Origin of the sequence: Achromobacter sp. E1, from assembly GCF_037039475.1 — a bacterium.
Taxonomy (GTDB): Bacteria; Pseudomonadota; Gammaproteobacteria; order Burkholderiales; family Burkholderiaceae_B; genus Achromobacter; species Achromobacter mucicolens.
The window spans coordinates 1,800,649-1,813,550 of the sequence record NZ_CP146253.1; the positions used below are offsets into that span (position 1 = coordinate 1,800,649).

The window sequence follows — 12,902 nt, forward strand, 5'->3', positions numbered from 1 at the left end:
TGCTCCCGCCGCGTCTTCGCGCCCGCCGCGCCGGCTGGAAATGGGGGCAGAATGCGACCTACAATTCGCGCTTTGGAGAGCCCTTTCTTGAACGACATTCTGCTTTGGGTGGCCGCGGGTGGCGCGGTGCTTGCCTTCGTGGCCGCGGTGCTGGCCTGGCTGCGTCCGTCCGCTTCGGACGCCCGCCTTGAGGCCTTGCTGGAAGGCCTGGAAAGAACCGAGCGCGCGCTGCGCGCCGACATCGCCGAAGGCCAGCGCGGCCTGCGCAGCGAGTTTTCCGAATCCACGCGCGGGCTGCGTCAGGAGCTGGCGCAGTCGCACGGCGACCTGCGCGCGGGGCTGTCGCGCGATGCGCAGGCCGCCCGCGCCGAATCCGCCGAATCGCTGGCGCGCTTTGCCGCGGGGTTCTCGGAGCAACTGCAGGGCCTCATCCAGATCAACGAGCGGCGCCTGATGGAAGTGCGCGCCACGGTCGATCAACGGCTGCAGTCGCTGCAATCGGACAACAGCGCCAAGCTCGATGAAATGCGCCGCACTGTCGACGAAAAGCTGCACGCCACCCTGGAGCAGCGCCTGGGCGAGTCCTTCAAGCTGGTGTCGGACCGCCTTGAAGCCGTGCACAAGGGGTTGGGCGAAATGCAGGCGCTGGCGGCCGGGGTCGGCGACCTCAAGCGTGTGCTGACCAACGTGAAGTCGCGCGGCACGTGGGGCGAAGTGCAACTGGCGCGCCTGATCGAAGACAACATGACGCCGGATCAGTACGCCAGCAACGTCAAGCCTGTGCCGGGCAGCGATGCCGCCGTCGAGTTCGCCATCCGGCTGCCGGGGCGCGGCGATGGCGGCGATCCCGTCTGGCTGCCGATCGACGCCAAATTTCCCAAGGAAGAGTACGAGCGCCTGATGGATGCGCAGGAAGCGGCCGACGCCGAAGGCGTGAAGGCGGCCGGGGCCGCGCTGGGCCGCGCGGTCGAAGTGCAGGCGCGGCTGATTGCCGGCAAGTACATCGCGCCGCCGCACACGACCGATTTCGCCATCATGTTTCTGCCCACGGAAAGCCTGTATGCCGAGGTGCTGCGCCGCCCCGGCCTCCTGGACAAGCTGCACGACCTGCGGGTCAACGTGGCGGGGCCAAGCAATCTGGCCGCGCTGCTGAACAGCCTGCAGATGGGATTTCGCACGCTGGCGATCGAACAGCGTTCCTCCGAGGTCTGGCAGGTGCTGCGGGCCGTCAAGACAGAGTTCGGCAAGTTCGGCGAATCGCTGGCCAGCGTCAAGAAGACCCTGGACACCGCCAGCAACAAGATCGGCCAGACCGAGGTCCGCACGCGCGCCATGCTGCGCAACCTGAAGGGCGTGGAGGCCCTGCCCGAAGCCGATGCCCTGCGTCTGCTGGGCGCCGGCGCGGCGGACGCCGCCGACCCCGACGACGACACCGACGACACCCGCGCACCGTCCGCCGGCGGCGTCTGAGGCCGGAACACCCAAGTCCGGGGCCCCGTCCGCCCCGGCGCGTGCTTGTTGCCCGCCCGCGCAGCCGATATCCTCATGCATGCGGCACTTCGCCGTCGATACCTGGAGCATCGTCAGCATGAGCATCGCCGAACGCCATGATTCCTCTTCTCTCGACGCGACGGCGCTGGGCGCCGATATCGCCCTGGGCGCCACCACGGCGCTGGCTGCCATGCAGCAGGCGGTGGACCGCGTTGCGGCCCGCAATCCGTCCATCAACGCCGCCTGCGGCGTGCAGGCCGAGGCCGGCTTGCGGCTGGCAGAGGCGATGGACGCCGAACTTGCGTCGCTGACGTCCGAACAACGCCAGGCGCTGCTGCGCGACCGGCCGTTTCTGGGCGTGCCCACCCTGCTCAAGGACCTGGCCACGGCAGCCATCGGCCTGCCCAGCATGATGGGTTCCGTGCTGTACGGCAAGGTCCAATGGAACCTCGACGCCGACATCGTCAAGCGCTATCGCCGCGCCGGGCTGATTCCGTTTGGCCGCACGACCAGCGCCGAGCTTGGCCTGAGCCCCACGACAGAATCGCCGGTGTATGGCCCGGCCACGCAGAATCCCTGGAAAAAGGGTCATAGCGCGGGCGGCTCCAGCGGCGGCGCCGGGGCGGCGCTGGCCAGCGGGATGGTGCGCATCGCCCATGGCAGCGATGGCGGCGGCTCGATCCGCATTCCCGCCTCTTGCTGCGGCGTGCTGGGGCTCAAGCCCTCGCGCGGCCTCATGCCGCTGGGCCCGCTGAAAGGAGAAGGGTGGGGCGGCCTGGCCACCGAACACATGATGACGCTGTCGGTGCGCGATTGCGCGGCGGCGCTGGACATCAGCGCGGGCGCGGACGTGGGTGCGCCTTATGCGGCGCCCGTCCAGCCCGCGCAATCCTATCGTGGCGTGGTGGCCCGCGTTGCCGCCGATCCGCGCGCGGCGCCCCGCCGGCGCATCGCGTTCATCAACACCACCTACGAAGGCGGCGCGATCCATCCCGATGTCGCCGCCACGCTGGACGAGGCCGCCGCGTTCTTCGCCGCGCTGGGGCATGAACTGGTGCCCGCCGCGCCGCCCGTGGGCTCCGAGGAAGTCCTGTCGCCGATGCTGCCCCTGATCGCCAGCGCGGCCGCCAACGCCATCGACAGCTTTGTGGCTGCGCGCGGCCGCCGCCTGGCCGCCGATGAGCTGCAGCCCACCACGCTGGGCGCGCGCGAGTACGCCCGCGCCATCTCGGGCGCGCAGTACGTGGCCTGCGTTGACACCTGCCACGAAATCACCCGCCGCATCGGGCGCTTCCTGCATCGCGACGGCGCCCAGGGCTACGACCTGTTCCTCAGTCCGGTCCTGGCGCTGCCGCCCGCGCCCATCGGCCGCTACGCCATGGACAACGCCGACTATCTGGCCTACCGTCTGGGCAAGAAGGGCGTCATCGGCTATTCGCCATTTGCCCCGTTGGCCAACCTGACCGGCATGCCCGCCATTTCGATCCCCTTCGGCATGTCCGCGGACGGCCTGCCCATCGGTATCCAGGTAATGGGTCCGCTCGGCGCCGAGGCGCTATTGCTGGAGCTGGCTGCCCAGGTCGAAACGCTGCGGCCCTGGCCCTTGACGGCGCCCATGGCCCGATAGCCGCCGCCGGGCGCCGCCGCCCCGCGCCGGCCGGCCAAACCAGGGAGATCGCATGTCATCGTTCGCGACGCATACCGTGTTCAACCAGGTGCCGCCCCTGGAAGACTATTCCCTGTACGACACCGATCCGGCGCTGCGCGAGGCCGTGCGGCGCGAGGGCGCCGAGGCCTGGGCGGGCGATCTAGCCGCGCACGGCGCCTGGTTGGGCCGGGCGCAGACGCTGGCCGCCGGCGCCGAGGCCAACCGCTGTCCGCCCCGCCTGGTCAGCTACGACCGGGCCGGCCATCGCGTGGATCGCGTCGAATTCCACCCCGCCTGGAACGCGCTGATGAGCGGCATCATGGCGCGCGGCCTGCATAGCCGCGCGTGGATGCAACCCGCGCCGGGCGCGCAGGTGTCGCGCGCGGCTGCCTATCTGATGCAGGGGCAGGTCGAGGCCGGCACGCTATGCCCCACCACCATGACCTTTGCCGCCGTGCCGCTGCTGCAACGCGAGCCCGCCGGCGTGGTGGACTTTGCCGGCCAGTGGCTGCCGGCCCTGTACGCGCGGGAGTTCGATGGCAGCGACGCGCCGCTTGCCGCCAAGCGCAGCGCGCTGATCGGCATGGGCATGACCGAAAAGCAGGGCGGTTCGGACTTGCGCGCGGTCACCACGCGCGCCGTGCCGCTGGGCGCGCCCGGCCGCGGATGCGCCTATCAGCTCGTGGGGCACAAATGGTTCTTTTCGGTGCCGCAGGCCGACGCCCACCTGGTCCTGGCGCAGACCGACGAGGGGCTGAGTTGCTTTTTCGTTCCGCGCTGGATCCCGGATGGCCCGCGCAACGCGGTGCGCGTGCGGCGGTTGAAGGACAAGCTGGGCAACTGGAGCAACGCCAGTTCGGAAGTCGAATTCGAGGATGCCTGGGGCGTGATGGTCGGCGAGCCCGGCCGCGGCCTGTCAGTGCTGCTGGAGATGGCGGGCACTACGCGGCTGGACTGCGTGCTCGGCAGCGCGGCGCTGCTGCGCCAGGCGCTGGCGCAGTCGGCGCACCACGCGCTGCACCGGCAGGCGTTCGGCAAGCCGCTGGTCGAACAGCCGCTGATGCGCAATGTGCTGACCGACCTGGCGCTGGAAAGCGAAGCAGCCATGGTCCTGGCGCTGCGTCTGGCGCGTGCCGTGGATGAGCGCGCCGACGCGGGCGCGCGCGCGCTGGTGCGCGTGGGCACGCCGGCCGCCAAGCTGTGGGTCTGCAAGCGCGCGGTTGCGGCCGTGGCCGAGTGCATGGAGGTCTGGGGCGGCAACGGTTACGTCGAGGAAGGCCCGATGCCGCGCCTTTACCGCGAAACGCCCGTCAATTCGATCTGGGAAGGCTCGGGCAACGTCATGGCGCTGGACGTGCTGCGGGCGCTGCAACGCGAACCCGATGCGCTGCCGGCGCTAGAGGCCGAATTGGCCCGCGCCGCAGGGCAGTACCAGGATTTCGACGCGGCGCTGGCGCGTTGGCGCGCCATGTTGGCGGATGGCGAGCACGCGCAATTCCACGCGCGCCGCATCGCCGCCGGGCTGGCGCGCCTGTGGCAGGCGGCGCTGCTCATCGAGCACGCGCCCGCCGCCGTGTCGCAGGCCTTCGTCGCCAGCCGCCTGCGGGAGACGGGCGGCATGTTCGGCGAACTGGGCGCGGGGGACGATACAGTTGGCGTCGCCACGCCGGGCGTCGCCACGCCGGCGATCCTGGCGCGCGCCTGGCCCGCCATCGCCGCATGCTAAATTTCCCGGCTCAAGCAACTTTTCCGCACTTCTACCGCCATGCTCTCCCAGCAAGAACTCAAGCAGCAAGCCGCCGACGCGGCCCTGGAATTCGTCGAACAGGTCGCCGGCCCGGACGTCATCATCGGTGTGGGCACCGGTTCCACCGCCGACCTGTTCATCGACGGCCTGGCGCGATTCAAGGGCCGCATCGGCGGAACGGTCGCCAGCTCCGAGCGCAGCGCGGCGCGCCTTGCCGGCCATGGCCTCAACGTGCTGGACCTGAACGACGTCTCGACCATGCCCATCTACGTGGACGGCGCCGACGAGATCAACGCCGACCTGCACATGATCAAGGGCGGCGGCGGGGCGCTTACGCGCGAGAAGATCGTGGCCTCGGTGGCCGAGCGCTTCATCTGCATCGCCGATGAATCCAAGCTGGTGCAGACGCTGGGCAAGTTTCCGCTGCCGCTCGAGGTCATCCCGATGGCGCGCGAGTCCGTGGCCCGCGCGCTGACCGCGCTGGGCGGCCAGCCCCGCCTGCGCGACGGCTTTGTCACCGACAACGGCAACATCATCCTGGACGTGTCGGGCCTCACCATCTCGGACGCGCCCGCGTTCGAAGCCATCGTCAACAACCTGCCGGGCGTCGTGACCTGCGGCCTGTTTGCGTTGTCCGGCGCCGACGTGGCCCTGCTGGCCACCCAGAACGGCATCCGCCGCCTGGACCGCCGCGCCTGATTCCGGCGGCCAAGGCTGGTCCCGCCGAACCGCCTTGCGGGGGGCGGGGCCGCCATTCATAATCCTGTCACACTTGGGTCATAACCTTGCCGGTTGTGCAGGCCCATCTCGTAACTTCTCTCAACTTCGGGGCAATGCAATGAGATCAACCACGCAGGGAGCCCGGATGACGGAGCATACAAACAAGCAGTTCGACGCCGATCTGGAAAGCGTCCGTTCGCAATTCTTGCAAATGGGCGGCGTGGTGGAAGCCATGATCCAGGAGGCGATCGATGCGCTGGCCAGCGGCGACATGACGCTGGTTGAAAAGGTGCGCGAGCGGGAAAAGGAAGTCAACCGCCACGAAGTCGAGATCGACGAGAGCATCAGCCGCATCCTGGCCCGGCATCAGCCCACCGCCATCGACCTGCGCATGCTGATGGCCGTGTCCAAGATGCTGACCGACATGGAACGCTCCGGCGACGAGGCCGAGAAGGTCGCCACCGTCGCCCGCCGCGTCCACGAAGGCGAACTGCGCCACATTCCCGTGATCGAACTGCGCCACATGGCCGCCAACGTGCGCAACATGCTGCACCAGGCGCTTGACGCGTTCGCCCGCCTCGACCCCATCCAGGCCGCTGCCGTCGTGCGCAGCGACAAGGAAGTCGACAAGGAATGGAAGGGCGCGCTGCGCCACCTTATCACCTACATGATCGAAGACCCGCGCACGATCTCGCGCGCCATCGACATGATCTTCATCGCGCGCGCGCTCGAACGCATTGGCGACCACGCCAAGAACATGTCCGAACGCGTGATCTACATGGTCAAGGGCGCCGACGTGCGCCACACCGGCGTGAAGAACACCGAGCGCCTGGCGCGCGGCGAAGAAGAATCCGAGGATACCTCGGACCAGTAAACGGCAAGACCGGCTGCCGCTTCACAGCGGCAGCGCTGCTCCCTGGCATAGCCGGGGGTCCGGCACACCCGGCTTGCCGCCGTCGATGCGGCCCGCCAGCCGGCGTCCAAAGACCGGCATGGCCGGCGCACTGACTTCCAGGTCGTACCAGCCCTCGCAACCCGCGTACTTGAGTTCGACCGCGCCGCCCGCGGGCACGTGCGCCATCGCGCGCCAGCCATCGTTCATCTGTGATTCCACCCGCACCGGCTGCGGCTCGTCGCCGTGGTTCACGAGCCGCAGGCGCAGGCCCGAGGTGACGGGCACCAGTTGCGCTTCCAGCGTGCCCGCATCGCGCGCATCGCCGCGGAACTGCCGGTGAAAGCCGTCCGGCCCCAGTAGCCAGAGGTCGTACCTGCGGTCCGCGCCCAGCTTCCAGCCGTCGTCCAGGCGCGCGCCCGCACCGACCGTGTAGCGCCGTGGCGCGCGCGCCAGCGCGAGCCGATCGTACACGTGCAACACGGCGCCCGCGCTGCCCGGATTGCGCAGCGTCAGGCGGTAGTGTTCGCCGTCGGCCGCCATCTGGCCCACGGCCTCCAGCGTGTAGGGCAGGGGACAGGTGTGGCGGTTGCTGTCCGGGTGATGCGAATTCCGGTCGCCAGCGAAATCGAATGCCGTCGTCAGGTCGCCGGCCACCGAGCGCCGCCAGGCGCTGATGTTGGGTTCGGCTACGCCGAACCGCATTTCCAGGAATCGGATGACCGAGGTGTGGTCGAACACCTGCGAATTGACCCACCCGCCGCGGCTCCAGGGCGATACCACCAGCATCGGCACGCGCGGCCCCAGGCCGAAGGCGCGCCCGTGCATGCCGGCCGGATCGTCGGCCGTGGACGCGCTGGGACCCTGCCGCGCGTCGTGGTATTCGCCGTCCAGCTCCACGGTCGACAGGCCGCCCGACTCGCCATCCGGATGTCGCGCTGGCGGCGCGGGCGGGGGCATGTGGTCAAAGAAGCAATCGTTTTCGTCGTAGGTGACGAACAGCACGCACCGGCTCCAGGTGTCGGAACTGGACGTCAGGATGTCCAGCACCCGCTCGGTATAGGCGCCGCCTCGCCGGGGCGAGGAGACTTCGGGATGCTCCGAGTCGGCCGTGGGCGCGATGATCCACGAGACGGCGGGCAGCGTGCCCTGCGCTACATCGCGCGCCAGGTCGTCCAGCGTGCGGGTGGCCAGCGCGCGGTCGCGCAGCGGCGCGTCCCCGGCGCTGCCCGCGTGTTGCCGCCGGTACTGCCGGAATCCCGCGAGCGGATTGTCGTTGTAGTTGTCCGCCATGTCCTGGTAGATGCGCCAGTCCACGCCTGCGTCCTGCAGACGCTCGGGGTACGTGGTCCAGGCGTAGCCTTCGCCCGCGGGGCCCAGCCGGTCAAAGGTGTTGACCAGCGCGGGTCCGCCGGCCGCGCCCAGCGGATCGTTCGTCCCGGTCCACAGGAACAGCCGGTTCGGATTGGTGCCTGCCTGGATCGAGCAGTGATAGGCATCGCACAGCGTGAAGGCGTTGGCCAGGGCGGTCTGAAACGGCACGTCGGCGCTGCGGTAGACGCCCAGGCCCAGCCGGCTCTTGGCGGACAGCCATTGGTCCATGCGGCCGTCGTTCCAGGCGCGCTGCGAGTCGTCCCAGGTATGCGGCGTGATGTAGCCGACGGGCTTGTCGCTGGGAACCTCCGCCTGCAGATCGTAGGGGCGGCAGCGCGCCTGGCCATCGGTCTGCGTCATCACCGTGCCCGCGCGCGTGGGCGCGGGATGCGGATCCGCGAACCCGCGCACGCCGGGCAGCGTGCCGAAGTAATGGTCGAAGGACCGGTTTTCCTGCATCAGGATCACGACGTGGCGTACATCTTGCAGAGTGCCGGACTTGCGGTCGGGTTCGATCTGCAAGGCACGCGCGATGACAGGGGACGGGTCGGGACTGATGGGCGGGCGCGGTTCTTCTTTCATGACAGCTTTAATACGGTCGGCATTCTTTGAATCTTAAGGCCTTGGCCGGTGTGCGATTGACGCTCGGAAGACACTCGGAAGACACTCGGGCAGGACGGATGCCGGCGTGCCGCAAAAACAAAGCCCCTCGCATGCGAGGGGCTTTGCCAAGCCGCGCGCCTGTGGGCGCGGCGGGGGCGGGCCGGATCAGGCCGAGGGCGGAACGTAGCCGTCGGCTTCGACGCTGCCGTCTTCGAACAGATAGCGTTCCATTTGCTGCTGCAGGTACTTGCGCGCGCGGGCGTCTGCCAGGTTCAGGCGGTTTTCGTTCACCAGGCGGGTCTGCACGCCTTTCCAGTCTTCCCAGGCTTCCTTGGAAATGCTTTGCCAGATGCGGGTGCCGAGTTCACCGGGATAGGGCGGGTAGTCCAGTCCTTCGGCTTCACGCTTCAGTTTCACACAGTTGACGATACGGGCCATGGTTCGCTGCCGGAAAAATGAATAACGCGTCATTTTAGCGGGCTTGGCGTGCGTCGGGCGCCAAGCCCCTTCCGCTGGCGGTGCAATGGCCCCGCAGGCCGGTCTCAGAGCTTCTTGATGAAGACCAGGCTGTTGCGGGAACGGTTGTAGTTGGTCTGCTTTTCGCGGGGCAGGTCGGTGATGCCGCCCTGCACGAAACCGCGCTTGATGAACCAGTGCGAGGTGCGCGTGGTCAGCACGAACAGCCGCTTGGCCCCCAGCGCACGGGCGCGCGACTCCATGTGGCGCAGCAGGATTTCGCCCTCGCCCGAGCCTTGCCATTCCGGGTGCACGATCAGGCAGGCCATTTCGGCCATCTGCTCTTCGTGAAAGTCGTGCAGCGCCGCGCAGCCGTAGATGACGCCGTCGTGCTCCAGCACGGTGAAGTTTTCGACGTCGCGCTCGACCACGCTGCGCGGGCGCGGCACCAGTGTGCCGTCGGCTTCCAGCGGCTCGATGAGGCTGAGGATGGCGCCCACGTCGTCGATGGTGGCCGGGCGCAGGTCGTCCAGCGTGTCCTCGACGACCATGGTGCCCACGCCGTCGTGGGTGAAGATCTCGAGCAGCACGCTGCCGTCCAGTTCGAACGGCAGCAGGTGGGCGCGCGCCACGCCGCGCTTGACCGCGAGCGAGGCGTATTGCAGGAAGGAATGAGTCTCTTCGTCCAGCTCGCCGGCCGCCAGCAGGGCGTCGGCATCCACACGCGCCAGTTCGGTATCCAGCGTGCCGTCGTCGTTCAGCACGCCTTGCGAGCTGGACAGGAAGATCAGCTTTTCGGCGCGCAGTCCCACGGCCACGCTGGTGGCCAGGTCTTCCATCGCCAGATTGAAGGCATCGCCCGTGGGCGAGAAACCCAGCGGCGACAGCAGCACGACCGACGAGCCTTTCTCGATGGCGAACTTCAGCGCTTCCACGTCGATCTTGCGCACCTGGCCGGTGTGCTTGTAGTCCACGCCGTCCAGCACGCCCGCCGGGCGCGCGGTGACGAAATTGCCGGAGATGACGCGGATGTGCGCGTGCGACATGGGCGTGTTGGGCAGCCCCTGGCTGAACGCGGCCTCGATGTCCAGGCGTATCTCGCCGGCGGCTTCCTTGGCGCACTCAAGCGCGGCGGCGTCGGTGGGGGACATGCCCCGGTCGAACTGCTGCGTGTAGCCTTTCAGGCGCAGTTGCTCGTTGACCTGGGGCCGCGAGCCATGCACCAGCACCAGCCGGATGCCCAGCGACGAGAGCAGGGACAGATCCTGGACCAGGGCGTTCAGCGCGCCGGCCTGCACCAGTTCGCCGCCAAACGCCACCACGAAGGTCTTGCCTCGGAACGCATGCACGTAGGGGGCCACGTCTCGGAACCATCGCACAAATTGCGCGGCGGCGAATTCAGGGGCTTCAAGGGCGGAGACGGTGTCTGGTTCCAGGTCGGGCATGATGTGTGTTGCTTAAGATCCTATGGGTCGCGGGACGGCGCGGGCCGAGGGGCCATGCGCAGAGCACCGCCCCGGGGGCGGCGCTAGGCGGAATTATAGGGCTCGCGCCTGCCGCGCCCACGGCGGTCGCGGCGGGCGTTGTTGCGGGCGCCCCACAGGCGGTCGCGCTTTGCGGTCCCGGCAGGCGAGCCGACCGCAAGGCGCGCGTCAATGCCGCGACAGCTGGCGGTGTTCCAGCCGGCTGAGCAGCCGCACCACCGGCCACAGCAGTGCCAGGTAGAAAAGCGCCGCCAGCACGATGGGCGACGGGTTGTAGACCAGCGACTGGGCGTCGCGGGCCACCCGAAGCAGCTCGGGCAGCGCCACGGCGCTGGCCAGCGTGGTCAGCTTGACCACTTCGAGCGTGTTGCTGATGAGGTCGGGCATGACATTGCGCGTGGCCTGCGGGATCTGAACGTGCCACATCGTTTGCCAAGCCGACAGGCCGGTGGACCGCGCCGCCTCGATCTGGCCGCGCGGCACGCTTTCCAGGCCGGCGCGAAAGACCTCGCCGTAGTAGGACGAGTTGTTCAGCATGAAGCCCACGGCCACCGCCAGCAATTTGGGCAGGTCCAGTCCCAGGAACGGCGCGCCGAAATAGATGAAGATCAGCAGCACCAGCGGCGGCAGGGCGCGAAAGAAGTCGATGTAGATGGCCAGCAGCACGCGCGACCAGCGCGCCTTCAGCGTGACCGACAGCACCCCGATGAGCAGCCCCGAGGCCAGCCCCACGGGAATCACCATGGCCGACAGCATCAGCGTGCGGCCCAGGCCCTGCAAGAGGTACGGCGCGACGCTGACATAGATGTTCAGATTGAAGAAATTCTGCAGGATTTCGTCCATGCGGTTCCCCTGGGGCCCGTTTGGGGCCCGTTCGGGGCTCCCTTGTTGTGTCGGGCGGGTGTGATCAGCCTCGCTTCCCGCCCGGTATGTATTCGTAAAGATGCGTTCGCGCAGTGCTTCCCGTCAGTGCTTCCCGTTAGTGCTTCCACTTAAAGCGCGTTTCGGTCCAGCGCCCCAGCACGACCACGGGCAGGAAGATCAGCAGGCACGCCACTGCGGCCAAGGTCAGCGGCGTAGCGTTGCCCGCATTGCTGCTGGCCGATTGCGCGTTGTTGAGCACTTCGCTCAAGCCCACGACAGAGCCCAGCGCGGTGCTTTTGGTGATGGCGATGACGCGGTTGGTCAGCGGCGCGACCGTCAGCCGCATGGCCTGCGGCATCACCACATACACCATGCTCTGCAGCCAGTTCAGCCCCGTCGAGCGCGCCGCCTCGGCCTGGCCTCGCGGCACCGACAGGATGCCAGCCCAGAAGATTTCCTCGGCAAAAGCGGCCAGCACCAGCGACAGCGACAGCCAGCACGCCATGAACGCCGACATCGACAGGTTGATGTACGGGAACGCGAAGAACAGCACCATGATCACCACCAGCGGCGGCAGCGCGCGCAGGATGTCGGCAAAGCAGATGATCAGGAAATTGACCGGCCGGATGCGCAGCGCGCGCACCACGGCCAGGACGAGACCGAGCGCCACGCCTGTCGCGGCCACGGCCACGCCCAGTTGCAGCGTGACCCACATGCCGGCCAGGATGTCGGGCAGGTAGCGCCAGGCGACTTCCGCATTGAAGAACGAGAACAGCAGGGCATTCAGATCCATGGCGAACTCTTCAAACCGCGTTACGCGGCATGTTCCGCCATGCTGGCCAGGAAGGCCTGCGTGCGGGGTTGTCGGGGGGCGCCGAAGACGTCCTGCGGCGGGCCTTGTTCGACGATCACCCCGCCGTCCATGAACACGACCCGGTCGGCTGCCGCGCGGGCAAAGCCCATTTCGTGGCTGACCACCATCATCGTCATGCCGTCGCGCTTGAGTTCACGCATCACGTTCAGCACGCTGCCCACCAGCTCCGGGTCCAGCGCGCTGGTCGGCTCGTCGAACAGCACGACCTTGGGCCGCAGCGCCAGCGAACGCGCGATGCCCACGCGCTGCTGCTGGCCGCCGGACAACTGGTCGGGATAGGCTTTTGCCTTGTCGGCCAGCCCCACGCGGTCCAGCGCCTCCATGCCGCGGCGGTCGGCCTCGGCACGCGCCAGCTTCTGCACCTTGCGCAGCGCCAGCGTGATGTTCGACAGCACGGACATGTGGCGGTACAGGTTGAAGTGCTGGAACACCATGCCGATGTTCTGGCGGATGCGGTTCAGCTCGGCCGCGGGGGCGGTGATTTCCTCTCCGTCGACGTGGATGCTGCCGGCAGTCGGCTCCTCCAGCCGGTTGCAGCAGCGCAACAGGCTGCTCTTGCCCGAGCCGGACGGGCCGATCATGAAGACCAGCTCGCCCTTGCCCACGTCCAGGTCGATCCCTTTCAGGACCGCGTTGTCGCCATAGGACTTGTGCAGCCCGGCGATTTTCAGGATCGGCGTTTCCATTGAAAGCTCCTCAAAGCGCGGGCAGGAGGCCGCGTGGCGGCTTCCCCCCCTGTCGTTGGCGGT

11 protein-coding genes are annotated in these 12,902 nt (G+C 68.3%); 5 read left to right on the plus strand and 6 right to left on the minus strand.

Annotated elements, in window-relative coordinates; translation table 11 throughout:
• Window positions 1–87 precede the first annotated feature (87 nt).
• The 5 genes from rmuC (at window position 88) to phoU (ending at window position 6,480) form a co-directional block, all read left to right on the plus strand.
• Entirely contained in the window at window positions 88–1,470 is a 1,383-nt protein-coding gene (gene rmuC / locus V6V88_RS08275; protein ID WP_062838422.1) for a DNA recombination protein RmuC, read from the plus strand.
• Between the two features lie 79 nt (window positions 1,471–1,549).
• Window positions 1,550–3,118: an amidase gene (locus V6V88_RS08280; protein ID WP_338618774.1), complete on the plus strand. Its 1,569-nt coding sequence runs from the start codon at window positions 1,550–1,552 to the stop codon at window positions 3,116–3,118.
• Between the two features lie 52 nt (window positions 3,119–3,170).
• The gene (locus V6V88_RS08285; RefSeq protein WP_338618776.1) at window positions 3,171–4,865 is read left to right on the plus strand and encodes an isovaleryl-CoA dehydrogenase; all 1,695 of its coding nucleotides are present in this window, start codon (window positions 3,171–3,173) and stop codon (window positions 4,863–4,865) included.
• A gap of 39 nt (window positions 4,866–4,904) precedes the next feature.
• Entirely contained in the window at window positions 4,905–5,585 is a 681-nt protein-coding gene (gene rpiA / locus V6V88_RS08290) for a ribose-5-phosphate isomerase RpiA (RefSeq protein ID WP_180099204.1), read from the plus strand.
• A 166-nt stretch (window positions 5,586–5,751) separates the two neighbouring features.
• A complete protein-coding gene (phoU, locus tag V6V88_RS08295; protein WP_056320149.1) occupies window positions 5,752–6,480 on the plus strand; it encodes a phosphate signaling complex protein PhoU in 729 nt (242 codons plus the stop codon).
• A gap of 21 nt (window positions 6,481–6,501) precedes the next feature.
• Here the strand turns inward: phoU and V6V88_RS08300 are convergent, their stop codons facing one another.
• The 6 genes from V6V88_RS08300 to V6V88_RS08325 form a co-directional block, all read right to left on the minus strand.
• Window positions 6,502–8,454 (minus strand): phospholipase C, phosphocholine-specific, encoded by a 1,953-nt coding sequence (locus tag V6V88_RS08300; protein WP_338618779.1) that lies wholly within the window; start codon window positions 8,452–8,454, stop codon window positions 6,502–6,504.
• A gap of 186 nt (window positions 8,455–8,640) precedes the next feature.
• Window positions 8,641–8,913: an oxidative damage protection protein gene (locus tag V6V88_RS08305; RefSeq protein WP_056320154.1), complete on the minus strand. Its 273-nt coding sequence runs from the start codon at window positions 8,911–8,913 to the stop codon at window positions 8,641–8,643.
• 104 nt (window positions 8,914–9,017) lie between these two features.
• Window positions 9,018–10,376 carry an amino-acid N-acetyltransferase gene (gene argA / locus V6V88_RS08310; RefSeq protein WP_062838419.1) on the minus strand — a complete coding sequence of 453 codons (1,359 nt, stop codon included), beginning with the start codon at window positions 10,374–10,376 and terminating at the stop codon, window positions 9,018–9,020.
• 207 nt (window positions 10,377–10,583) lie between these two features.
• Entirely contained in the window at window positions 10,584–11,258 is a 675-nt protein-coding gene (locus V6V88_RS08315) for an amino acid ABC transporter permease (protein ID WP_062838418.1), read from the minus strand.
• A gap of 136 nt (window positions 11,259–11,394) precedes the next feature.
• Window positions 11,395–12,072, minus strand: coding sequence for an amino acid ABC transporter permease (locus V6V88_RS08320; RefSeq protein ID WP_062838417.1), 678 nt, complete (start codon window positions 12,070–12,072; stop codon window positions 11,395–11,397).
• Between the two features lie 20 nt (window positions 12,073–12,092).
• Window positions 12,093–12,839 (minus strand): amino acid ABC transporter ATP-binding protein, encoded by a 747-nt coding sequence (locus V6V88_RS08325; RefSeq protein WP_056320163.1) that lies wholly within the window; start codon window positions 12,837–12,839, stop codon window positions 12,093–12,095.
• Window positions 12,840–12,902: the final 63 nt, after the last annotated feature.

Coding starts and splice junctions, on each gene's coding strand:
- V6V88_RS08280 (WP_338618774.1), top strand. CDS start 1,550: ATGCGGCACTTCGCCGTCGATACCTGGAGCATCGTCAGCATGAGCATC.
- V6V88_RS08285 (WP_338618776.1), top strand. CDS start 3,171: ATGTCATCGTTCGCGACGCATACCGTGTTCAACCAGGTGCCGCCCCTG.
- rpiA (WP_180099204.1), top strand. CDS start 4,905: ATGCTCTCCCAGCAAGAACTCAAGCAGCAAGCCGCCGACGCGGCCCTG.
- phoU (WP_056320149.1), top strand. CDS start 5,752: ATGACGGAGCATACAAACAAGCAGTTCGACGCCGATCTGGAAAGCGTC.
- V6V88_RS08300 (WP_338618779.1), bottom strand. CDS start 8,454: ATGAAAGAAGAACCGCGCCCGCCCATCAGTCCCGACCCGTCCCCTGTC.
- V6V88_RS08305 (WP_056320154.1), bottom strand. CDS start 8,913: ATGGCCCGTATCGTCAACTGTGTGAAACTGAAGCGTGAAGCCGAAGGA.
- argA (WP_062838419.1), bottom strand. CDS start 10,376: ATGCCCGACCTGGAACCAGACACCGTCTCCGCCCTTGAAGCCCCTGAA.
- V6V88_RS08315 (WP_062838418.1), bottom strand. CDS start 11,258: ATGGACGAAATCCTGCAGAATTTCTTCAATCTGAACATCTATGTCAGC.
- V6V88_RS08320 (WP_062838417.1), bottom strand. CDS start 12,072: ATGGATCTGAATGCCCTGCTGTTCTCGTTCTTCAATGCGGAAGTCGCC.
- V6V88_RS08325 (WP_056320163.1), bottom strand. CDS start 12,839: ATGGAAACGCCGATCCTGAAAATCGCCGGGCTGCACAAGTCCTATGGC.